We start from the raw sequence: 21,046 nt of genomic DNA on the forward strand, positions 1-21,046 counted from the left end.
TTGTGTGGCGTAAAGTTACTGCGGGCTGGCGTCCAGTGGTTCTGGGGTCGGGACCGGGACGGTCTTCACGCCGTCGACGTCCTTCTGGATCTGGTCCAGCAAGGAGCCTGGCTTGGCCGGCACCTCGGATTTCGGCTTCTCGGCTTCTTGTGCAGGTGCGGTTACATTCGTACCGTTGTCCTTGCCGAGCAGGGCATCATCACGGCTTACGCCGGGCTTGAAGTCACCCGACAGGCTGACAAGCTGGTCGTTGCCATTAAAAATGACGCTGACGCGCTCCTGCTGGCGTTCACCGCCACCGGGCTGGATGCTGTAGAGATAATCCCAGCGATCGGCATGGAAAGTGTCAGTCAGCAGGGGATTGCCCATGATAAACCGTACTTGCCGTCGGGTCATTCCCGGGCGTAACTGGTCTATCATGTCCTGCGTGACGACATTGCCCTGTTGGATGTCGATTTTGTAAACCCCGGGGAATGAACAACCGGCGAGTGCGAGCAGTCCCACAAAGGTGAAACTGGTTAGCAAGAGCTTGGTGTTTTGCATCGGTGGGCGACTTCCACTATCTTGGCTGGGACAACGTTAAACGCCGATCATACCCGTATTAAGAGAAGCTGCGAAGCAGCATCCGCGAGAAAGCTAACCATGGTTGAAAATAGCGAACTACGCAAAGTCGGTCTCAAAGTGACTCTGCCACGAGTCAAAATTCTACAAATGCTCGATTCTGCTGAGCAGCGTCACATGAGTGCCGAAGATGTCTACAAGGCGCTGATGGAGTCCAACGAGGACGTTGGCCTGGCCACGGTTTATCGTGTGCTGACCCAGTTTGAAGCCGCGGGGCTGGTGGTTCGTCATAATTTCGACGGCGGTCATGCGGTGTTTGAATTGGCCGACGGTGGCCATCATGACCACATGGTTGACCTGGATACCAATGAGGTTATCGAGTTCACCAGCCCCGAGATCGAAGCTTTGCAGCATAAGGTCGCTGAAGAGCATGGATTCGATTTGGTTGACCACAATCTGGTTTTGTACATCCGCAAGAAAAAGTAAAAAGCGACGCAGATTCACTCTGCGTAACGACCGAAGGCGACCTCAGGGTCGCCTTCGCGTTTTATAAAGAGAAAGACTTGGTTAAGCCTTTGCGGCTACCACCATTTTCTTTGCGTGGGCCAAAGACTCTTTGGTCAAATCTATGCCCCCCAGCATGCGTGCCACTTCCTCCACGCGTTCCGATTTGTTCAGCTTGGACACCGCCGTATGCGTTGCATCACTGCCGCGCACTTTGTGCACGAATAGGTGCTGGTGCCCTTGAGCGGCCACTTGCGGCAAGTGCGTCACCGTAAGCACCTGGCCGCGATCTCCCAAACGTCGCAATAATTGGCCAACAATCTCTGCAGTCGGCCCGCCGATCCCCACATCCACTTCGTCGAACACCAAGGTGGGTACGCGTGAGGTCTGGGCCGTTATCACCTGTATGGCAAGGCTGATACGCGACAGCTCGCCGCCGGAAGCGACCTTGGCCAGGGCCTTGAGCGGTTGTCCCGGGTTGGCGCTGACCAGCAGCTCCACCTGCTCCAGGCCATGGGGTTGCAGTTCATGGCTGGTGTTCGTGTGCAATTCGATGGTAAAGCGGCCGCCAGGCATGCCCAGGCGCTGGATTTCCTGCTCTACCGCGCTGGCCAGCCCAGTGGCAGCTTGATGGCGCAGGTCACTCAGTTCTCGCGCTTTCTCATGGTAATGACGGGCAAATGAAGCGAGTTCTTCACCGAGGCGTTCGATGGACTCGTCGTTTGCGTTCAGGGTTTCGATCTCATCCAGCAATTTCTGCTGCATTGCCGCGACTTCAGTGGGTTGGATTCGGTGTTTGCGTGCCAGCGTATAAATGGTGTCCAGGCGTTCTTCTATTTCCTGGAGACGAGCAGGGTCGGCATCAAAGTGATCCAGGAAGCGGTTCAGTTCACCCACAGCTTCCTCGACCTGGATTTGTGCGCTGGTCAGTAGCGTGGTGGCTTCGCTCAATGAGCCGGATGCGCTGTTTACGCTGGACAGGCGATTGAGGCTGGCCGTGAGTGCATTGAGCACATTGCCGGAATCACTCTCGCTGCATTGCTCCACTACCTGGCGGCAGATACCCAGCAGGGTTTCTGCATTGGTGAGGTTCTTGTGTTCCTGTTCCAGTTGTTCCAGCTCTGTCTCGCCCAGGCCCAGGCTTTCCAGTTCTTCAAGTTGATAGCTGAGCAACTGGTGGCGAGCACGCTGTTCGTCGCCTGAGTTGGACAGGCTCTCCAGCTCCTGGCGGGTCTGGCGCCAACGTTGGGCGGCCAGTTGCACTTGGCGGGCCAGGTCGGTAGCGCCGGCGTATTCATCCAGCAAGCGACGGTGGGTGTCGGTTTTCAGCAGGGATTGATGTTCGTGCTGGCTGTGGATATCGATCAGCAGTTCGCCCAGGGCTTTCAAGTCACCAAGGGGGCAGGGTGTGCCATTGATATAGCCGCGTGAGCGCCCTTCGGCAGTGATGACTCGGCGCAGGATGCACGGGCCTTCATTATTGAGGTCGCGCTCAGTCAGCCAGGCTTCGGCTTCGGGGATGTCCGCCAGATCAAAGGTGGCCAGGATATCGGCCTTTTCCGCACCGGGACGGACTACGCCACTGTCGGCACGGTCGCCCAGGGTCAGGCCCAGGGCGTCGAGCATGATGGACTTGCCGGCGCCGGTTTCGCCTGTGATTACGCTCATCCCGCGATCCAGTTCAAGATCAAGGTGTTCAACAATGGCGTAGTTATGTACGGACAGGTGCACCAGCATGACGGCCGCTCCCAAGCTTTAGGTCTGGTTATTTATACAGTGTTTTGTTCGGGCCTGACAATCCTGGCGCTTAGCTCGATTTGCTTGGGAATTGTTGTTTTTTAGCGCAATGCGGAATGAGGGTGACGGAAATGATCCGAGTCTTTTGAAAGACTTTTGGTAACGCCTGCGCCCTTGAACCTGAAAATTGTGGCCCCATATACCGGAACAGAAGCGCGAGTTGAGTTCGCGCATGATTTTGAAAGGAGAAATCTATGGCTGACGAACAGACGCAGGATACGCAAACTCCAGACGCCAATTCGGCTGTCGGCGATGAGCTGGCAACTCGTGTACAAGTGCTTGAAGAGCAATTGGCCGCTGCGCAGGATCAGTCTTTGCGTGTTGCCGCCGATCTGCAGAACGTCCGCCGCCGTGCCGAGCAGGATGTAGAAAAGGCCCACAAATTCGCACTGGAAAAATTCGCGAGTGACTTGCTGCCGATTATCGACAGCCTGGAGCGTGGTCTCGAGTTGTCCAACCCTGACGACGAAAACATCCGTCCGATGCGCGAAGGGATCGAGCTGACCCTGAAAATGTTCCAGGACACCCTGAAGCGTTATCAGTTGGAAGCTGTGGATCCGCAGGGCGGCGAGCCGTTCAACGCTGAGCATCACCAGGCCATGGCCATGCAGGAGAGCCATGACCTTGAGCCTAACAGTGTGTTGAAAGTATTCCAGAAGGGTTACCTGCTCAACGGTCGCTTGCTTCGCCCGGCAATGGTGGTGGTGAGCAAGGCTCCCGCACCGGTTTCACCTTCTATTGATGAGCAGGCTTGAAATCAGTCGTAACGGCCCCATCTATAAGTCAAGCGTTTAAGTGCTACCGCAGTTAGCCACCACTGCTGCGGCATCCAAATTCAAGTTTCTGGAGAGTAAATCATGGGCAAAATTATCGGTATCGACCTGGGGACCACCAACTCCTGCGTCTCCGTGCTGGAAAACGGCGTTGCAAAAGTTATTGAAAACGCCGAAGGCGCGCGTACCACGCCGTCGATCATTGCTTACGCCAACGACGGTGAAATCCTTGTTGGTCAGTCGGCCAAGCGTCAGGCTGTAACTAACCCGCATAACACGCTGTATGCGGTAAAGCGTCTGATCGGTCGTAAGTTCGACGAAGAAGTCGTGCAGAAAGACATCAAGATGGTGCCTTACAAAATCGCCAAGGCCGACAACGGTGACGCCTGGGTTGAAGTAAATGGCAACAAGATGTCTGCACCGCAGATTTCGGCTGAAGTCTTGAAAAAGATGAAGAAAACCGCCGAAGACTACCTGGGCGAAACCGTCACCGAAGCGGTGATCACCGTTCCGGCCTACTTCAACGACAGCCAGCGCCAGGCAACCAAAGACGCAGGCCGCATCGCGGGCCTGGACGTAAAACGTATCATCAACGAACCAACTGCAGCCGCTCTGGCTTACGGTATGGACAAGGCCAAGGGCGACCACACTGTGATCGTTTATGACCTGGGTGGCGGTACCTTCGACGTTTCCGTGATCGAGATCGCTGAAGTTGACGGCGAGCACCAGTTCGAAGTGTTGGCCACCAACGGTGACACCTTCCTGGGTGGTGAAGACTTTGACATTCGTCTGATCGACTACCTCGTTGACGAATTCAAGAAAGAAAGCGGCATGAACCTCAAGGGCGACCCGCTGGCCATGCAGCGCCTGAAAGAAGCTGCTGAAAAGGCCAAGATCGAGCTGTCCTCGAGCATGTCGACCGACGTGAACCTGCCGTACATCACTGCAGATGCCACCGGTCCTAAGCACTTGAACGTGAAAATCTCGCGCGCCAAATTGGAAGCGCTGGTTGAAGACCTGGTTCAACGCACCATCGAGCCTTGCCGCATCGCACTGAAAGACGCAGGTATCGACGTTGGTTCCATCAACGACGTGATCCTGGTTGGCGGTCAGACCCGTATGCCACTAGTTCAGCAGAAAGTAACCGAGTTCTTCGGCAAGGAAGCACGTAAAGACGTGAACCCGGACGAAGCGGTTGCCATGGGTGCTGCCATCCAGGGCGCGGTCCTGGCCGGTGACGTGAAAGACGTACTGTTGCTGGACGTCAGCCCGCTGACCCTGGGTATTGAAACCATGGGCGGCGTGATGACTGCGCTGATCGAGAAAAACACCACGATTCCTACCAAGAAATCGCAGGTGTTCTCGACTGCCGACGACAACCAGGGCGCCGTGACTATTCACGTGCTGCAAGGTGAACGTAAGCAGGCTGCGCAGAACAAATCCCTGGGCAAGTTCGACCTGTCCGAGATTCCACCAGCACCACGTGGCGTGCCGCAAATCGAAGTGACCTTCGACATCGACGCCAACGGCATCCTGCACGTAGGCGCGAAAGACAAGGCGACCGGCAAAGAGCAGAAGATCACCATCAAGGCCAACTCCGGCCTGTCTGATGAAGAAATTCAACAGATGATTCGTGATGCCGAAGCCAACGCTGACGCGGATGCCAAGTTTGCCGAATTGGCCGGTGCCCGTAACCAAGGTGATGCCTTGGTTCACTCGACGCGCAAAATGGTCGCTGATGCTGGCGACAAGGTGACTGCCGAAGAGAAGGCCGCGATCGAAGCTGCCGTGGTTGCTCTGGAAGCCGCTGTCAAAGGCGACGACAAGGCTGCCATCGAAGCCAAGGTTGAGGAGCTGTCGAAAGTCTCCGCGCCGGTTGCTCAGAAAATGTACGCTGAGCAAGGCCAGCCGGCAGACGGCGCTGCGCAGCATGCAGAGCCTGAAGCCAAGCACGACGATGTTGTCGATGCCGAGTTCGAAGAAGTCAAAGACCAGAAGTAAGTTGGTCGCCCGGTTGACCGCTATCAAGCGGTGACTGGTAGGATGTCGCCGCGCGGGAGCTTGCTCCCGCGTTGGTGTGTCTGGGGTATGCGAATTTTTACAGTATGCGACAGCGTTCGGATACTGGCGGTGTGATCGGGAATGCTCCTGCTTTCCGAGCAGTAAATACCGCGCTTTTGGCCGGGACTCCGGCTAAAAAGCAGTAATGACCAGGATCGTTGAATTGACGTGAGTTGGGTCCGGGCCTGTATTGGGGCTCAACGAGTTTGGCAAGGCTCAGGAGGGTCCGGCTGAACGTCCTTAAGAGTGCAAAGACTTATGGCAAAGCGTGACTATTACGAAGTATTGGGTGTGGAGCGCGGCTCCAGCGAGGCGGACCTGAAGAAGGCTTACCGTCGTCTGGCGATGAAGCATCACCCTGACCGTAATCCGGATAGCAAAGAATCCGAAGAACTGTTCAAAGAGGCTAACGAAGCCTACGAATGTCTATCTGACCCTAACAAGCGTGCGGCCTACGACCAGTATGGCCATGCCGGTGTCGACCCGAGCATGGGCGGTGGTGGTGGCGGTTTTGGTGGTCAGAACTTCTCCGATATCTTCGGCGATGTCTTCAGTGACTTCTTTGGCGGCGGCCGTGGTGGTCAGCGTGGTGGCGCCCAGCGCGGCAGCGACCTGCGCTACACCCTGGAACTGAACCTGGAAGAAGCCGTGCGCGGCACCAGCGTCAATATCCGTGTGCCGACGCTGGTCAATTGCAAGCCGTGCGATGGCTCCGGTGCCAAGAAGGGCTCCTCGCCGATCACTTGCCCGACCTGTGGTGGTATTGGCCAGGTCCGCATGCAGCAAGGTTTCTTCTCGGTGCAGCAGACCTGCCCGCGCTGCCATGGCCAGGGCAAGATCATTTCCGACCCATGCGACTCCTGCCACGGCGAAGGTCGTGTCGAAGAGTACAAAACCCTTTCGGTGAAAGTACCGGCGGGTGTGGATACCGGTGATCGTATTCGTCTGTCGGGCGAAGGCGAGGCGGGTACTCAGGGTGGCCCTACGGGTGACTTGTACGTGGTGATCAATGTGCGCGAGCACTCGATCTTCCAGCGCGATGGCAAGCACTTGTTCTGCGAGGTGCCGATCAGTTTTGTCGACGCGGCTTTGGGTGGCGAGCTCGAGATTCCTACGCTTGATGGGCGTGTGAAGCTCAAGATTCCTGAAGGTACGCAGACCGGCAAGCAGTTCCGTATCCGTGGCAAAGGCGTTGCGCCGGTGCGCGGCGGCGGTGCTGGTGACCTGATGTGCCGTGTGGCGGTGGAAACGCCGGTCAATCTCAATCGTCGTCAGCGTGAATTGCTGGAAGAGTTCCGCAGCTCGCTGGAAGGGGACGACTCCCATTCTCCGAAGACCACTGGCTTTTTCGATGGCGTGAAGCGCTTCTTCGGCGACCTGTAAGGAAGTGAGTATGCGACGTATAGCCGTAATGGGCGCTGCAGGGCGCATGGGCAAGACGCTGGTCGAGGCGGTGCAGCAACGCTCGCCGGCTTCCGGGTTGACCGCGGCAATCGTCCGTCCCGGCAGCACGCTGATCGGTGCGGATGCGGGTGAGCTGGCCTCGTTGGGGCGAATTGGCGTTTCGCTGTCCGGTAATCTGGAGCAGGTGGCTGATGAGTTCGACGTATTGATCGATTTCACGCTGCCGGACGTGATGCTGAAGAACCTGGCGTTCTGCCGCAAGGCCGGCAAGGCCATGGTGATCGGTACCACCGGCTTGAGTGCCGAGCAGAAGCAGTTGTTGGTGGAGGCGGGCAAGGATATTCCTATCGTTTTTGCTGCCAACTTCAGTGTGGGGGTGAACCTGTCGCTCAAGTTGCTGGATCTGGCGGCTCGCGTTCTGGGTGATGAGGCTGATATCGAGATTATCGAGACTCATCATCGCCACAAGATCGATGCGCCGTCCGGTACTGCGTTGCGTATGGGGGAGGCGATTGCCGATGCCCTGGGGCGTGACCTGTCGAAAGTCGCTGTGTACGGCCGCGAAGGCCATACCGGTGCGCGCGCGCATGACACCATTGGCTTTGCCACCGTTCGGGGTGGTGATGTGGTGGGGGATCACACCGTGTTGTTCGCTGCTGAAGGCGAGCGCCTGGAAATCACTCACAAGGCATCCAGTCGCATGACTTTTGCCAAGGGTGCAGTGCGTGCTGCGCTTTGGCTGGAAGGTCGCGAGCCTGGCCTTTACGACATGCGTGACGTGCTGGATCTGCACTAATCAGTAGCTAAAACGGGGCCTCACGCTTATGCTTTGGCTCCGTTTTTACCCGTTAGGCGACGTCCTGTCGCATTCCCCTGCCTTTAAGGCTCATTAGCGGTGGACCAAAAAAGCCTTTTTCTGTAAGCTACAGCTTTAGTGTGTCCACTAAAAGCGCGCAGAATAATTCAGTGAAGAAGCGGGGTGACGTGTCCATACGTCACTCCGCTTTTTTACAACCTGCGATCGCCCTTTCAGGCTTTATTTACGGGAGGTCTTCTTGACTAAGCCAGCCATACTCGCCCTTGCTGATGGCAGCATTTTTCGCGGCGAAGCCATTGGAGCCGACGGTCAGACCGTTGGAGAGGTGGTGTTCAACACCGCCATGACCGGCTATCAGGAAATCCTTACCGATCCTTCCTACGCCCAGCAGATCGTTACCCTGACCTATCCTCACATCGGCAACACGGGTACTACGCCGCAAGACGTCGAGTCGGATCGTGTCTGGTCGGCCGGCCTGGTGATTCGTGACCTGCCGCTGGTTGCGAGCAACTGGCGTAACACGATGTCGCTGTCCGATTACCTGAAAGCCAACAACGTTGTGGCGATCGCCGGGATCGATACGCGTCGCCTGACGCGCATCCTGCGTGAAAAAGGCTCGCAGAACGGCTGCATCATGGTCGGTGACAATATTTCCGAAGAGGCGGCGATTGCCGCAGCCCAAGGCTTCCCTGGCCTGAAAGGCATGGACCTGGCGAAAGTCGTCAGCGTCAAAGAGAAGTACGAGTGGCGCTCCACTGTCTGGGACTTGAAGACCGACAGCCACGAAACGATCGAAGCTGCTGATCTGCCGTATCACGTTGTGGCCTACGACTACGGCGTCAAGTACAACATCTTGCGCATGCTGGTTGAGCGCGGCTGCCGTGTGACCGTGGTCCCGGCACAAACCCCGGCCAGCGATGTGCTGGCTCTGCAACCGGACGGCGTGTTCCTGTCCAACGGCCCGGGCGATCCTGAGCCTTGCGACTACGCCATCCAGGCGATCAAGGAAGTGCTGGAGACCGAAATTCCGGTATTCGGTATCTGCCTCGGTCACCAGTTGCTGGCCCTGGCCTCTGGCGCCAAGACTCTGAAAATGGGTCACGGCCATCACGGCGCCAACCACCCTGTGCAAGACCTAGATACTGGCGTTGTCATGATTACCAGCCAGAACCACGGTTTTGCGGTAGATGAAGCAACCTTGCCGAGCAACGTCCGCGCTATTCACAAGTCGCTGTTCGACGGTTCCCTGCAGGGTATCGAGCGCACCGACAAGAGTGCGTTCAGCTTCCAGGGCCACCCTGAAGCGAGCCCGGGCCCGAACGACGTAGCGCCGCTGTTCGACCGTTTCATCAATGAGATGGCCAAGCGACGCTGACTGAGCGACCCGCGGGCGGCCCCAAACCCTGGTGGCCCCCGCAGGCTCTCCAAAGATTGTTCAAGACGGCTTGCCGACTGACCTGCGGATTTGAGTGACAAACCCATGCCAAAACGTACAGACATAAAAAGCATCCTGATTCTCGGCGCTGGCCCGATCGTGATCGGCCAGGCCTGCGAGTTCGACTACTCCGGCGCCCAGGCCTGTAAGGCACTGCGCGAAGAGGGCTACCGCGTCATCCTGGTGAACTCCAACCCGGCCACCATCATGACCGACCCGGCCATGGCCGACGCTACCTACATCGAACCGATCAAGTGGCAGACCGTTGCCAAGATCATCGAGAAAGAGCGTCCGGACGCGCTGCTGCCGACCATGGGCGGCCAGACCGCGCTGAACTGCGCCCTGGACCTGGAGCGCGAAGGCGTCCTGGAAAAATTCGGCGTAGAGATGATCGGCGCCAATGCCGACACCATCGACAAGGCTGAAGACCGTTCGCGTTTCGACAAGGCCATGAAGTCCATCGGCCTGGCCTGTCCGCGTTCCGGTATCGCTCACAGCATGGAAGAAGCCAACGCGGTCCTCGAGACCCTGGGCTTCCCGTGCATCATCCGTCCGTCCTTCACCATGGGCGGCACCGGTGGCGGTATCGCCTACAACCGTGAAGAGTTCGAAGAAATCTGCGCCCGTGGCCTGGACCTGTCGCCGACCAAAGAGCTGCTGATCGACGAATCCCTGATCGGCTGGAAAGAGTATGAGATGGAGGTTGTCCGCGATAAGAAGGACAACTGCATCATCGTCTGCTCCATCGAAAACTTCGACCCGATGGGCGTGCACACTGGTGACTCGATCACCGTGGCTCCGGCACAGACCCTAACTGACAAGGAATACCAGATCCTGCGTAATGCCTCCCTGGCAGTACTGCGCGAGATTGGTGTTGAAACCGGCGGTTCCAACGTTCAGTTCGGCATCTGCCCGAACACCGGCCGCATGGTCGTGATCGAAATGAACCCGCGCGTATCCCGCTCGTCGGCCCTGGCTTCGAAAGCTACCGGCTTCCCGATCGCCAAGGTCGCGGCCAAGCTGGCTGTGGGTTACACCCTGGATGAACTGTCGAATGACATCACCGGCGGCAAGACCCCGGCGTCCTTCGAGCCGTCCATCGACTACGTCGTGACCAAGCTGCCGCGTTTCGCCTTCGAGAAATTTGCCAAGGCCGATGCACGCCTGACCACTCAGATGAAGTCGGTGGGTGAAGTTATGGCCATTGGCCGTACTTTCCAGGAATCCCTGCAGAAAGCGCTGCGCGGTCTGGAAGTGGGTGTTTGCGGCCTGGATGAGAAGCTCGACCTGAGCAACCCCGAAAGCATGAGCGTGCTCAAGCGCGAACTGACCGTGCCGGGCGCCGAGCGTATCTGGTACGTGGCTGACGCTTTCCGCGCCGGCATGACCGTTGAAGACATCTTCGGCATGAACATGATTGACCCTTGGTTCCTGGTCCAGATTGAAGATCTGATCAAGGAAGAAGAGCGGGTCAAGACGTTGGGTCTGGCCAGCATCGACCGCGACATGATGTTCCGTCTCAAGCGTAAAGGCTTCTCCGACCAGCGTCTGGCCAAGCTGCTGGGCGTGACCGAGAAAAACCTGCGTACCCATCGCCACAAACTGGAGATCTTCCCGGTCTACAAGCGCGTTGATACGTGTGCTGCCGAATTCTCCACCGACACCGCCTACCTGTACTCCACCTATGAGGAAGAGTGCGAAGCCGCGCCGTCGGGCCGTGACAAGATTATGATTCTGGGTGGTGGCCCGAACCGTATCGGCCAGGGTATCGAGTTCGACTACTGCTGCGTGCACGCCGCCCTCGCGCTGCGCGAAGACGGGTACGAGACCATCATGGTCAACTGCAACCCGGAAACCGTTTCCACCGACTACGACACCTCCGATCGCCTGTACTTCGAGCCAGTGACCCTGGAAGACGTGCTGGAAATCGTCCGCGTCGAGAAGCCAAAAGGCGTGATCGTTCAGTACGGCGGCCAAACCCCGCTGAAGCTGGCGCGTGCCCTGGAAGCTGCCGGCGTGCCGATCATCGGTACCAGCCCTGACGCCATCGACCGTGCCGAAGACCGTGAGCGCTTCCAGCAAATGGTTGAGCGCCTGAACCTGCGTCAGCCACCAAACGCGACCGTGCGCAGTGAAGACGAAGCTATCCGTGCGGCCAGCAAGATCGGTTACCCGCTGGTGGTGCGCCCGTCCTACGTATTGGGCGGTCGTGCGATGGAAATCGTCTACGAAGAAGAAGAACTCAAGCGTTACCTGCGTGATGCGGTGAAAGTGTCCAACGACAGCCCGGTGCTGCTGGACCACTTCCTCAACTGCGCCATCGAAATGGACGTGGACGCTGTGTGTGACGGTACCGACGTAGTGATTGGCGCGATCATGCAGCACATCGAGCAGGCGGGCGTTCACTCCGGTGACTCCGCGTGTTCGCTGCCGCCGTACTCGCTGCCGGCACACATCCAGGACGAGATGCGCGAACAGGTCAAGAAAATGGCCCTGGAATTGGGTGTGGTCGGCCTGATGAACGTACAGTTGGCGCTGCAAGGTGAGGACATCTACGTTATTGAAGTCAACCCGCGTGCTTCGCGTACCGTACCGTTTGTATCCAAGTGCATCGGTGTGTCTCTGGCAATGATCGCTGCCCGCGTGATGGCCGGTAAGACCCTGAAGGAAATCGGCTTCACCAAGGAAATCATTCCGAACTTCTACAGCGTGAAAGAGGCGGTGTTCCCATTCGCCAAATTCCCTGGTGTGGACCCGATCCTGGGCCCAGAGATGAAGTCCACCGGTGAAGTGATGGGCGTGGGCGACACCTTCGGTGAAGCATTCGCCAAAGCTCAGATGGGCGCCAGCGAAGTGCTGCCGACCGGCGGTACTGCGTTTATCAGCGTGCGTGATGATGACAAGCCACTGGTTGCAGGCGTGGCCCGTGATCTGATCAACTTGGGTTTCGAAGTCGTGGCCACTGCCGGGACCGCCAAGCTGATCGAGGCTGCCGGCCTGAAAGTGCGTCGCGTGAACAAGGTGACGGAAGGTCGTCCGCACGTGGTCGACATGATCAAGAATGACGAAGTCACTCTGATCATCAACACCACCGAGGGTCGCCAGTCGATCGCGGATTCTTACTCCATTCGTCGTAACGCCTTGCAGCACAAGATCTACTGCACCACCACTATTGCTGCTGGCGAAGCTATCTGCGAAGCGCTCAAGTTCGGTCCGGAAAAGACCGTGCGTCGCTTGCAGGATCTACACGCAGGATTGAAGGCATGACCAAATACCCCATGACTGTCCAGGGTTTCAAGGCCCTGGAAGAGGAGCACGCCCACCTGACCAAGGTCGTCCGTCCGAAGCTCAGCCAGGACATCGGTACGGCCCGTGAGCTGGGTGATTTGAAGGAGAACGCCGAATACCACGCTGCTCGCGAGCAGCAGGGCATGGTCGAGGCGCGTATTCGCGACATCGAAGGCCGCCTGCAGAACTCGGTGGTCATTGATGTGACAACCATTCCGAAGACCGGCAAGGTGATTTTCGGTACGACGGTTGAAATCGCCAACGTTGAAACTGACGAAAGCGTGGTTTACCACATCGTTGGTGAAGATGAAGCTGACTTCAAGCTCGGCAAGATATCTGTAGGTTCCCCGCTGGCCCGCGCCTTGATTGCCAAGGAAGAGGGCGATGTGGTGAGCGTTAAAACGCCAGGCGGCGTAACCGAGTACGAGATTGTTGAAGTTCGTCACATCTGAAAGGCGGCGCCCGCTTCGTGCGGGCGCCATGCTTTGGCAGCTTGCCCAGATGCTTTGGGTGGGTGGCCTGTGGTTGTTTCACATTGGCGTGTTGCCGGTGCTGGGCCTGATCGGTCTGGCGCCGTTGCTGATCGATGAAATCGATGGATTGCTTAGTGCGTTGCTGGTGGGTTTTGCGGCGGCGTGCGTGACGCTCCAGGTGCTGGTGCTGATCAAGGCCGAAGGCTTGGGAAGTTTGTGGCAGGATATTCGCGGCCAACTGCTGTTGATGGCGCTGTATGCATGCGCAATGTTTTGCGTGGTGCATGTGTGGCTGCCGGAAGCGTTGCGCTGGCAGCTATTCAGTTATCTTGTGCTAGGGTTCTCCGGCTTGGTGCTGGTTTTGCAGCCCGCGCCAGGATGGAGTGGTAGGGCGTGCGAAGCACGCCCGTAACCCTTGTTACTTGAAGCGATGAACGTTCGACAGTTGCTTGTTGACGCTGAAATTCTTGCGATACAGCAGCGCCATCTTGCCGATGACCTGAACCAGGTCCGCTTTGCCAACCTTGCACAACTCAGCAATGGCGGCCAGGCGTGCTTCGCGATCAAGGATGTTGACCTTGATTTTGATCAGCTCATGATCGTTCAGTGCGCGTTCAAATTCGGCTAATACACCTTCAGTCAAACCGTTGTCTGCCACAATCAGAACTGGTTTCAGATGGTGGCCAATGGATTTGTACTGTTTCTTCTGCTCTTGAGTGAGCGGCATAATCTGACCCCTGCGTCTGATCTTGTAAAAAGCGGCGGCCAGTTTACCCGAGCGAGTCCGGGACCGCCCAGTTAATCACGACCCGTTTTATTTTCGAGGTGGCCCGTGGCCCGTTCCAAAACTAGCCTTAAGTGGCTGCAAGAGCATTTCAACGATCCTTACGTCAAGAAGGCGCAAAAGGATGGCTATCGTTCCCGTGCCAGCTATAAGTTGCTGGAGCTTCAGGACAAGGACAAATTGTTTCGTCCCGGCATGAGCGTCATCGACCTGGGCGCCGCTCCCGGCGGCTGGTCCCAGGTGGCCAGTCGGCTGATTGGTGGGCAAGGTCGGTTGATTGCGTCGGATATTCTTGAGATGGACAGTATCCCGGACGTGACCTTCGTACATGGCGACTTTACTCAGGATGCCGTACTGGCCGAGATCCTGGAGGCGGTGGGAAATTCGCAGGTAGACCTTGTGATTTCCGACATGGCCCCCAATATGAGTGGATTACCGGCTGTCGATATGCCACGAGCCATGTTCCTTTGCGAATTGGCATTGGATCTGGCGGGACGGGTATTGCGCCCGGGTGGTGATTTTCTGGTCAAGGTTTTCCAGGGTGAAGGCTTCGACGAGTATCACAAGAACATCCGCAAGCTATTCGACAAGGTGCAAATGCGCAAGCCAGACTCTTCCCGGGACCGGTCTCGCGAGCAATATCTGTTGGCGCGGGGGTTCCGCGGTATCGAAGGCGCCGCCAGCGATGAGCGTCTTTGAAGGTTTCAAGGGAGTCGATAGGTTTTTTTATATCGCTTTCGTCACGAAGCTTTACGAATATTGTGTAGTCAAAGTTTCACAAAGGGTTACAGACGGCGCCTGCCAGAGTTGTAGGTAATGTAGTAAGTTAGGCCGGTGAATATCATGCGAAGCGCGCGCCAGTAGCGGAGCTTGCTTCAGAGGGTAGTTAATTGAACGATATGGCAAAGAATCTGATCCTGTGGTTGATCATCGCGGCTGTCCTGGTGACGGTGATGAACAACTTCTCCAGCCCTAACGAGCCGCAGACCCTCAACTATTCCGACTTCATCCAGCAAGTTAAGGATGGCAAGGTCGAGCGCGTAGCGGTTGATGGCTACGTGATTACCGGCAAACGCAACGATGGTGACAGCTTCAAGACCATTCGTCCGGCCATTCAGGACAACGGTCTGATTGGCGATCTGGTGGATAATCACGTAGTGGTTGAAGGCAAGCAGCCTGAACAGCAGAGCATCTGGACTCAGCTCCTCGTAGCGAGCTTCCCGATCCTGGTGATCATCGCCGTATTCATGTTCTTCATGCGCCAGATGCAAGGTGGCGCGGGAGGCAAGGGCGGGCCGATGAGCTTCGGCAAGAGCAAGGCACGCCTGCTCTCCGAGGATCAAGTGAAGACCACATTGGCTGACGTTGCAGGTTGCGATGAAGCCAAGGAAGAAGTGGGTGAGCTGGTCGAGTTCCTGCGTGATCCGGGCAAGTTCCAGCGCCTGGGTGGCCGTATTCCTCGCGGCGTACTGATGGTAGGTCCTCCTGGTACTGGTAAAACCTTGCTCGCCAAGGCTATTGCCGGTGAGGCGAAGGTGCCGTTCTTTACCATTTCCGGTTCCGACTTTGTCGAAATGTTCGTCGGTGTCGGTGCCAGCCGTGTTCGCGATATGTTTGAACAGGCCAAGAAGCACGCGCCATGCATCATCTTTATCGACGAAATCGATGCTGTCGGTCGCCATCGTGGCGCTGGCATGGGCGGCGGTCATGATGAGCGTGAGCAGACGCTCAACCAGTTGCTGGTTGAGATGGACGGCTTTGAAATGAATGACGGCATCATTGTCATCGCTGCCACTAACCGTCCGGACGTACTCGACCCTGCGCTGTTGCGTCCGGGGCGTTTCGACCGTCAGGTTGTCGTCGGCCTGCCGGATATCCGTGGTCGCGAACAGATCCTTAAAGTGCACATGCGCAAGGTACCGATGGGCGATGACGTGGCTCCTGCGGTGATTGCCCGTGGTACTCCAGGCTTCTCGGGTGCTGACTTGGCCAACCTGGTGAACGAAGCCTCGTTGTTCGCTGCTCGTACTGGCAAGCGCATCGTCGAAATGAAAGAGTTCGAGTTGGCGAAAGACAAGATCATGATGGGCGCAGAGCGCAAATCAATGGTCATGTCCGAAAAAGAGAAGCAGAACACGGCTTATCACGAAGCGGGTCACGCCATTGTCGGTCGCGTTGTGCCTGAGCACGACCCGGTCTACAAAGTATCGATCATCCCTCGTGGCCGGGCGCTGGGTGTCACCATGTTCCTGCCGGAAGAGGATCGTTACAGTCTTTCCAAGCGTGCGTTGATCAGCCAGATCTGCTCGCTGTACGGTGGTCGGATTGCTGAAGAAATGACCCTTGGTTTCGATGGCGTAACCACCGGCGCCTCTAACGACATCATGCGTGCCAGCCAGATTGCGCGGAACATGGTCACCAAGTGGGGCTTGTCGGAAAAACTCGGTCCTTTGATGTATGCAGAGGAAGAGGGCGAAGTGTTCCTGGGGCGTGGCGGTGGTGGTCAGAATGCCAGCTTCTCCGGCGACACAGCCAAGCTGATCGACTCTGAAGTGCGCAGCATCATTGACCAGTGCTACGGCACTGCCAAGCAGATCCTGACCGACAATCGCGACAAGCTTGATGCGATGGCTGATGCGCTGATGAAGTATGAAACCATTGATGCCGACCAGATCGACGACATCATGGCGGGGCGTCCACCTCGTGAGCCTCGCGATTGGGAAGGTGGTTCGGGCACCTCGGGCACTCCGCCCGTGGTACAGAATGAACGCCCTGAAACCCCGATCGGCGGCCCTGCAGCTGACCATTAAGGTTTGAAATGACTTCTGCGTTGTCCTCCTCCACCCGGTTGCTTTGCGGCAACCGGGTTCTTGATTTGGCCCACACCCATGTGATGGGTATTCTTAATGTAACTCCCGACTCCTTTTCCGATGGCGGCCGCTTCAGCCAATTGGACGCTGCGTTGCGTCATGCCGAGGCAATGGTGGCCGCTGGCGCGACCCTGATTGATGTCGGCGGCGAGTCGACTCGGCCTGGTGCCCGTGTGGTTTCTCCGTTGGAGGAGCTGGAGCGGGTGGCCCCGGTCGTCGAACTCATTGCGCGCGAGCTGGATGTGATCATCTCGGTTGATACATCGACCCCGGCTGTCATGCGTGAAACGGCGCGTTTGGGGGCAGGGCTGATCAATGACGTACGATCTCTCAGGCGTGATGGCGCATTGGATGCGGCAGCGGCTACCGGTCTGCCGGTCTGCTTGATGCATATGCTGGGCGAGCCCGGCAATATGCAGGACTGTCCTCATTACGATGACTTGGTGGGTGAGGTCAGTGGGTTTCTTGCTGAGCGTATTGCTCAATGCGTCGCAGTGGGCATTGCCCCTGAGAAGGTTATCCTCGACCCCGGTTTTGGCTTTGCCAAAACATTGCAGCACAACTTGAGCCTGTTTAAGCACATGGAGTCCTTGCACGCGCTTGGCCGGCCTCTGTTGGTCGGTGTTTCGCGTAAAAGCATGATAGGGCTGGCTTTGAATCGCCCTGTGGGTGAGCGGCTTTATGGCGGTCTTGCGCTCGCGGCGCTCGCAGTGGCCAAGGGTGCGCGTATTTTGCGCGTGCATGATGTCGCAGAGACCGTCGACGTGGTGCGCATGATCGAAGCTGTAGAATCCGCTGAATAAGAATGATGGAGTACTTATGACTAAAAAATATTTTGGTACCGACGGCATTCGTGGCCGTGTCGGCGAATTCCCTATTACTCCAGACTTTATGCTGAAACTGGGTTGGGCGGCAGGTATGGCGTTCCGTAGCATGGGCGCGTGCCGCATCCTGGTCGGTAAAGACACCCGCATTTCGGGTTACATGTTTGAGTCTGCGCTGGAAGCCGGTTTATCCGCCGCAGGGGCTGATGTGATGTTGCTGGGGCCTATGCCGACGCCGGCGATCGCTTACCTGACGCGTACGTTTCACGCTGAAGCCGGTATCGTGATTAGCGCCTCGCACAATCCTCATGACGACAATGGCATCAAGTTTTTCTCGGGGCAGGGTACCAAGCTGCCAGACGAGATCGAGTTGATGATTGAGGAGCTTTTGGATGCGCCAATGACGGTGGTCGAGTCCGGTAAGCTGGGTAAGGTATCGCGTATCAACGACGCTTCTGGCCGTTACATCGAGTTTTGCAAGAGCAGCGTACCTAGCAGTACCAATTTTGCTGGGCTCAAGATCGTTGTGGACTGTGCCCATGGGGCCACCTACAAAGTGGCGCCAAGCGTGTTCAAGGAGTTGGGGGCTAATGTGACGGTGCTGTCGGCCCAGCCCAACGGCTTGAACATCAATGAAAACTGTGGATCCACCCATATGGGTCAACTGCAGGCCGCAGTCCTGGCGGAGCATGCTGATCTGGGTATCGCTTTTGACGGTGATGGCGACCGGGTTCTGATGGTGGATCACACGGGTGCCGTGGTCGACGGTGATGACCTGTTGTTCATAATTGCCCGTGACCTGCACGAGCGTAACAAGCTGCAAGGCGGTGTCGTCGGCACGCTGATGAGTAACCTTGGCCTGGAACTGGCCTTGGCTGATCTGGGTATTCCCTTCGTGCGTGCCAATGTGGGTGATCGTTATGTCATCGCTGAGTTGCTGGAGCGCAACTGGCAGGTGGGTGGCGAGAATTCCGGGCATGTTGTCTGCTTCCAGCACACCACCACGGGTGACGCGATTATTGCTGCCTTGCAGGTCTTGTTGTCGCTGCGCCGTCGTGACGAGAGCCTCGCTCAAGCGCGCCAGGCGCTGCGCAAGTGCCCGCAGGTTCTGCTCAATGTGCGTTTTGCCGGTGGTGAAAATCCAATCGAACATCCAGCCGTCAAGGAGGCTTGCGAGCGCGTAACCCTGGCAATGTCGGGGCGTGGGCGTGTGCTGCTGCGTAAGTCCGGCACAGAGCCTCTGGTGCGCGTTATGGTCGAAGGTGATGATGAAATTCAGGTTCGCGGTCATGCCGAGGATCTGGCAAAACTGGTAACTGAAGTTTGCGGCTGAATTCGGCTTGCCAGTGAGGGTGTGGTTGGGTAACATCTGCGCCCACTTTGACCGACGGGGTACAGCATGCGTCGCACTATGGTAGCTGGTAACTGGAAGATGCACGGTACCCGCGCCAGTGTCGCTGAGCTGATCAATGGCCTTCGTCATTTGGCCTTGCCTAGCGGTGTTGATGTTGCGGTTTTCCCGCCTTGCTTGCATATCAATCAAGTGATTGATGGCTTGAAGGGCAAGTCGATTCAGGTCGGCGCGCAGAACTCTGCGGTGGAGCCCATGCAAGGTGCTTTGACCGGCGAGATCTCGCCGAGTCAGCTGGTTGATGCAGGTTGTTCCTATGTGCTTGTTGGGCACTCCGAACGCCGTCAGATGATGGGCGAGCGTGATGGAACACTCAATCGCAAGTTCGCAGCAGCACAGGCTTGTGGCTTGATTCCGGTGTTGTGCATCGGGGAGACCCTTGAGCAGCGTGAATCGGGCAAGACTCTTGAAGTTGTCTCGCGTCAGCTGGGCAGCATCATAGAAGAGTTGGGTGTTGGTGCATTTGCAAGAGCGGTAATTGCTTATGAGCCGGTCTGGGCCATTGGCACCGGGCTGACTGCTACACCGCAACAAGCGCAGGATGTGCATGCAGCCATTCGCGCGCAGTTGGCGGCAGAGAATTCTGAAGTCGCACAAGGTGTGCGTCTTCTATACGGCGGCAGCGTGAAGGCGGCCAATGCGGTCGAACTGTTCGGCATGCCGGATATCGATGGGGGGCTCATTGGTGGAGCTTCCCTGAATGCAGATGAGTTCGGTGCGATCTGTCGCGCCGCGGGAAACTGAAAAAATGCTGGAAACAGTCGTAGTCGTTTTTCATCTGTTGGCTGCCCTGGGCGTAGTTGCCCTGGTTTTGTTGCAACAGGGTAAAGGTGCGGATGCTGGTGCGTCTTTCGGTGCAGGTGCTTCAAATACTGTATTCGGAAGCCAAGGTTCCTCTACCTTTCTTAGTAAGTTTACTGCTATACTTGCCGCAGGTTTCTTCATAACCAGCTTAGGGTTAGGTTACTTTGCTAAAGAGAAAGCTCATGTGCTGACTCAAGTAGGTTTGCCAAACCCAGCAGTGTTGGAAGTACCAAAAGCAAAACCGGCTTCTGATGATGTCCCGGTGCTTCAAGAGCAAAAGTCGGCTACTCCAGCGACTGACGTACCTCCAGCTCAAGAGCAGAAGTAAGAAGGGTTGTAGACGCTGTATTGCCGAGGTGGTGGAATTGGTAGACACGCAACCTTGAGGTGGTTGTGCCCATAGGGTGTAGGGGTTCGAGTCCCCTTCTCGGTACCAATTATCAGGAGAGCCCGCTGTTGCGGGCTTTCTTGTAGGTGGAAGGTTACATTGACCCTGTAAGGGATCGGTCGTATACTTCCGCCCCAGCTTTGTCGCGGGGTGGAGCAGTCTGGTAGCTCGTCGGGCTCATAACCCGAAGGTCGTCGGTTCAAATCCGGCCCCCGCAACCAGTTTTAGCGGAGCCCCTTTTAAGGGGCTTTTTGTTAGCTGGACACTTTCAACGCCGCTGTTCGACGGCGTTTCAAGGATGGGCGTTTCGCCCATTTTTTTATTTTGCACAGCATGCACATACATGCACGAGGGGGTTCAGGTGTCGAGCAAGCTAGAAGAGTTGCAGGCCTTGTTGGCCCCGGTGGTCGTGGCCCTAGGCTATGAATGCTGGGGTATTGAGTTTTCGGCTCAAGGTCGCCACTCAATGTTGCGCGTTTATATCGATAAAGAGGGCGGCGTGCTGGTGGACGATTGTGCCATTGTCAGCCGTCAGATCAGCGGTGTGCTGGATGTTGAAGATCCGATCTCCGTTGAATACACCCTCGAAGTTTCCTCGCCAGGCATGGAACGCCCACTGTTCACTATTGATCAGTTTGCAAAATTTGCCGGTGAACAAGTGAAGATCAAGCTGCGATCTCCCTTTGAAGGGCGACGCAACTTTCAGGGCCTTCTGCGCGGTGTAGAAGAACAGGATGTCGTGGTGCAGGTAGAAGACCATGAGTTCCTGTTGCCGATCGATATGATCGACAAGGCCAACATTATTCCCAGTTTTGACTGAGACGCGGATCCCGCGGATCCAATGGCTTGCGA

General features: G+C 56.9%; 19 protein-coding genes and 2 tRNA genes. 18 read left to right on the plus strand and 3 right to left on the minus strand.

Annotation, left to right across the window (positions count from 1 at the left end):
• Positions 1 to 15 precede the first annotated feature (15 nt).
• A complete protein-coding gene (locus M5B97_RS25325) occupies positions 16 to 543 on the minus strand; it encodes an outer membrane protein assembly factor BamE (RefSeq protein ID WP_123715839.1) in 528 nt (175 codons plus the stop codon).
• A gap of 99 nt (positions 544 to 642) precedes the next feature.
• Between M5B97_RS25325 and fur the strand changes: the two genes are divergently transcribed.
• Positions 643 to 1,047, plus strand: a complete 405-nt coding sequence (gene fur / locus M5B97_RS25330) for a ferric iron uptake transcriptional regulator (RefSeq protein WP_123715840.1) — start codon at positions 643 to 645, stop codon at positions 1,045 to 1,047.
• 81 nt (positions 1,048 to 1,128) lie between these two features.
• On the opposite strand, the gene recN is transcribed toward fur, so the two are convergent.
• A complete protein-coding gene (gene recN, locus M5B97_RS25335) occupies positions 1,129 to 2,802 on the minus strand; it encodes a DNA repair protein RecN (RefSeq protein WP_123715841.1) in 1,674 nt (557 codons plus the stop codon).
• A 254-nt stretch (positions 2,803 to 3,056) separates the two neighbouring features.
• Between recN and grpE the strand changes: the two genes are divergently transcribed.
• From grpE to M5B97_RS25375, 8 genes are all read left to right on the plus strand, one after another.
• Positions 3,057 to 3,617: a nucleotide exchange factor GrpE gene (gene grpE / locus M5B97_RS25340; RefSeq protein WP_123715842.1), complete on the plus strand. Its 561-nt coding sequence runs from the start codon at positions 3,057 to 3,059 to the stop codon at positions 3,615 to 3,617.
• Between the two features lie 102 nt (positions 3,618 to 3,719).
• The gene (gene dnaK / locus M5B97_RS25345) at positions 3,720 to 5,636 is read left to right on the plus strand and encodes a molecular chaperone DnaK (protein WP_123715843.1); all 1,917 of its coding nucleotides are present in this window, start codon (positions 3,720 to 3,722) and stop codon (positions 5,634 to 5,636) included.
• 318 nt (positions 5,637 to 5,954) lie between these two features.
• Complete coding sequence (gene dnaJ / locus M5B97_RS25350) at positions 5,955 to 7,079, plus strand: molecular chaperone DnaJ (protein WP_123715844.1); 1,125 nt, start codon at positions 5,955 to 5,957, stop codon at positions 7,077 to 7,079.
• A gap of 10 nt (positions 7,080 to 7,089) precedes the next feature.
• Positions 7,090 to 7,896: a 4-hydroxy-tetrahydrodipicolinate reductase gene (dapB, locus tag M5B97_RS25355; RefSeq protein WP_090365776.1), complete on the plus strand. Its 807-nt coding sequence runs from the start codon at positions 7,090 to 7,092 to the stop codon at positions 7,894 to 7,896.
• A 259-nt stretch (positions 7,897 to 8,155) separates the two neighbouring features.
• On the plus strand, positions 8,156 to 9,292 hold the full coding sequence (carA, locus tag M5B97_RS25360; RefSeq protein WP_123715846.1) for a glutamine-hydrolyzing carbamoyl-phosphate synthase small subunit: 1,137 nt from the start codon (positions 8,156 to 8,158) through the stop codon (positions 9,290 to 9,292).
• A gap of 105 nt (positions 9,293 to 9,397) precedes the next feature.
• Positions 9,398 to 12,619, plus strand: a complete 3,222-nt coding sequence (gene carB, locus M5B97_RS25365; protein ID WP_123715847.1) for a carbamoyl-phosphate synthase large subunit — start codon at positions 9,398 to 9,400, stop codon at positions 12,617 to 12,619.
• Positions 12,616 to 13,092: a transcription elongation factor GreA gene (gene greA, locus M5B97_RS25370; protein WP_033898259.1), complete on the plus strand. Its 477-nt coding sequence runs from the start codon at positions 12,616 to 12,618 to the stop codon at positions 13,090 to 13,092. Before carB ends, greA begins: the two co-directional genes overlap by 4 nt.
• A 28-nt stretch (positions 13,093 to 13,120) precedes the next feature.
• Positions 13,121 to 13,525: an MFS transporter gene (locus tag M5B97_RS25375; RefSeq protein ID WP_123715848.1), complete on the plus strand. Its 405-nt coding sequence runs from the start codon at positions 13,121 to 13,123 to the stop codon at positions 13,523 to 13,525.
• Between the two features lie 6 nt (positions 13,526 to 13,531).
• Here the strand turns inward: M5B97_RS25375 and M5B97_RS25380 are convergent, their stop codons facing one another.
• Positions 13,532 to 13,840, minus strand: coding sequence for a YhbY family RNA-binding protein (locus M5B97_RS25380; RefSeq protein WP_010206607.1), 309 nt, complete (start codon positions 13,838 to 13,840; stop codon positions 13,532 to 13,534).
• A gap of 105 nt (positions 13,841 to 13,945) precedes the next feature.
• Here M5B97_RS25380 and rlmE point away from each other — a divergent pair, with 105 nt between their 5' ends.
• From rlmE to rimP, 9 genes are all read left to right on the plus strand, one after another.
• Positions 13,946 to 14,596 (plus strand): 23S rRNA (uridine(2552)-2'-O)-methyltransferase RlmE, encoded by a 651-nt coding sequence (rlmE, locus tag M5B97_RS25385; RefSeq protein ID WP_010206606.1) that lies wholly within the window; start codon positions 13,946 to 13,948, stop codon positions 14,594 to 14,596.
• Positions 14,597 to 14,796: 200 nt separating this feature from the next.
• Positions 14,797 to 16,707 (plus strand): ATP-dependent zinc metalloprotease FtsH, encoded by a 1,911-nt coding sequence (gene ftsH, locus M5B97_RS25390; RefSeq protein ID WP_248733025.1) that lies wholly within the window; start codon positions 14,797 to 14,799, stop codon positions 16,705 to 16,707.
• Positions 16,708 to 16,715: 8 nt separating this feature from the next.
• On the plus strand, positions 16,716 to 17,570 hold the full coding sequence (folP, locus tag M5B97_RS25395; protein WP_248733026.1) for a dihydropteroate synthase: 855 nt from the start codon (positions 16,716 to 16,718) through the stop codon (positions 17,568 to 17,570).
• Positions 17,571 to 17,586: 16 nt separating this feature from the next.
• Positions 17,587 to 18,924, plus strand: a complete 1,338-nt coding sequence (glmM, locus tag M5B97_RS25400; RefSeq protein WP_134660615.1) for a phosphoglucosamine mutase — start codon at positions 17,587 to 17,589, stop codon at positions 18,922 to 18,924.
• A gap of 66 nt (positions 18,925 to 18,990) precedes the next feature.
• Complete coding sequence (tpiA, locus tag M5B97_RS25405; RefSeq protein ID WP_123715851.1) at positions 18,991 to 19,746, plus strand: triose-phosphate isomerase; 756 nt, start codon at positions 18,991 to 18,993, stop codon at positions 19,744 to 19,746.
• 4 nt (positions 19,747 to 19,750) lie between these two features.
• Positions 19,751 to 20,134, plus strand: coding sequence for a preprotein translocase subunit SecG (gene secG, locus M5B97_RS25410; RefSeq protein WP_010206600.1), 384 nt, complete (start codon positions 19,751 to 19,753; stop codon positions 20,132 to 20,134).
• Between the two features lie 22 nt (positions 20,135 to 20,156).
• Positions 20,157 to 20,242 (plus strand) — tRNA-Leu (locus M5B97_RS25415).
• Positions 20,243 to 20,338: 96 nt separating this feature from the next.
• A tRNA-Met gene (locus M5B97_RS25420) sits at positions 20,339 to 20,415 on the plus strand.
• A gap of 140 nt (positions 20,416 to 20,555) precedes the next feature.
• Entirely contained in the window at positions 20,556 to 21,014 is a 459-nt protein-coding gene (gene rimP, locus M5B97_RS25425) for a ribosome maturation factor RimP (RefSeq protein WP_003235029.1), read from the plus strand.
• The last annotated feature ends 32 nt before the right edge of the window (positions 21,015 to 21,046 follow it).

Source organism: Pseudomonas sp. MWU13-2517 (genome assembly GCF_023242545.1).
Taxonomy (GTDB): domain Bacteria; phylum Pseudomonadota; class Gammaproteobacteria; order Pseudomonadales; family Pseudomonadaceae; genus Aquipseudomonas.

What these genes read in the sequence shown, in the direction of transcription:
- M5B97_RS25325 (WP_123715839.1), bottom strand. Translation starts at nt 543, where the DNA reads ATGCAAAACACCAAGCTCTTGCTAACCAGTTTCACCTTTGTGGGACTG.
- fur (WP_123715840.1), top strand. Translation starts at nt 643, where the DNA reads ATGGTTGAAAATAGCGAACTACGCAAAGTCGGTCTCAAAGTGACTCTG.
- recN (WP_123715841.1), bottom strand. Translation starts at nt 2,802, where the DNA reads ATGCTGGTGCACCTGTCCGTACATAACTACGCCATTGTTGAACACCTT.
- grpE (WP_123715842.1), top strand. Translation starts at nt 3,057, where the DNA reads ATGGCTGACGAACAGACGCAGGATACGCAAACTCCAGACGCCAATTCG.
- dnaK (WP_123715843.1), top strand. Translation starts at nt 3,720, where the DNA reads ATGGGCAAAATTATCGGTATCGACCTGGGGACCACCAACTCCTGCGTC.
- dnaJ (WP_123715844.1), top strand. Translation starts at nt 5,955, where the DNA reads ATGGCAAAGCGTGACTATTACGAAGTATTGGGTGTGGAGCGCGGCTCC.
- dapB (WP_090365776.1), top strand. Translation starts at nt 7,090, where the DNA reads ATGCGACGTATAGCCGTAATGGGCGCTGCAGGGCGCATGGGCAAGACG.
- carB (WP_123715847.1), top strand. Translation starts at nt 9,398, where the DNA reads ATGCCAAAACGTACAGACATAAAAAGCATCCTGATTCTCGGCGCTGGC.
- greA (WP_033898259.1), top strand. Translation starts at nt 12,616, where the DNA reads ATGACCAAATACCCCATGACTGTCCAGGGTTTCAAGGCCCTGGAAGAG.
- M5B97_RS25375 (WP_123715848.1), top strand. Translation starts at nt 13,121, where the DNA reads ATGCTTTGGCAGCTTGCCCAGATGCTTTGGGTGGGTGGCCTGTGGTTG.
- M5B97_RS25380 (WP_010206607.1), bottom strand. Translation starts at nt 13,840, where the DNA reads ATGCCGCTCACTCAAGAGCAGAAGAAACAGTACAAATCCATTGGCCAC.
- ftsH (WP_248733025.1), top strand. Translation starts at nt 14,797, where the DNA reads ATGGCAAAGAATCTGATCCTGTGGTTGATCATCGCGGCTGTCCTGGTG.
- folP (WP_248733026.1), top strand. Translation starts at nt 16,716, where the DNA reads ATGACTTCTGCGTTGTCCTCCTCCACCCGGTTGCTTTGCGGCAACCGG.
- glmM (WP_134660615.1), top strand. Translation starts at nt 17,587, where the DNA reads ATGACTAAAAAATATTTTGGTACCGACGGCATTCGTGGCCGTGTCGGC.
- tpiA (WP_123715851.1), top strand. Translation starts at nt 18,991, where the DNA reads ATGCGTCGCACTATGGTAGCTGGTAACTGGAAGATGCACGGTACCCGC.
- secG (WP_010206600.1), top strand. Translation starts at nt 19,751, where the DNA reads ATGCTGGAAACAGTCGTAGTCGTTTTTCATCTGTTGGCTGCCCTGGGC.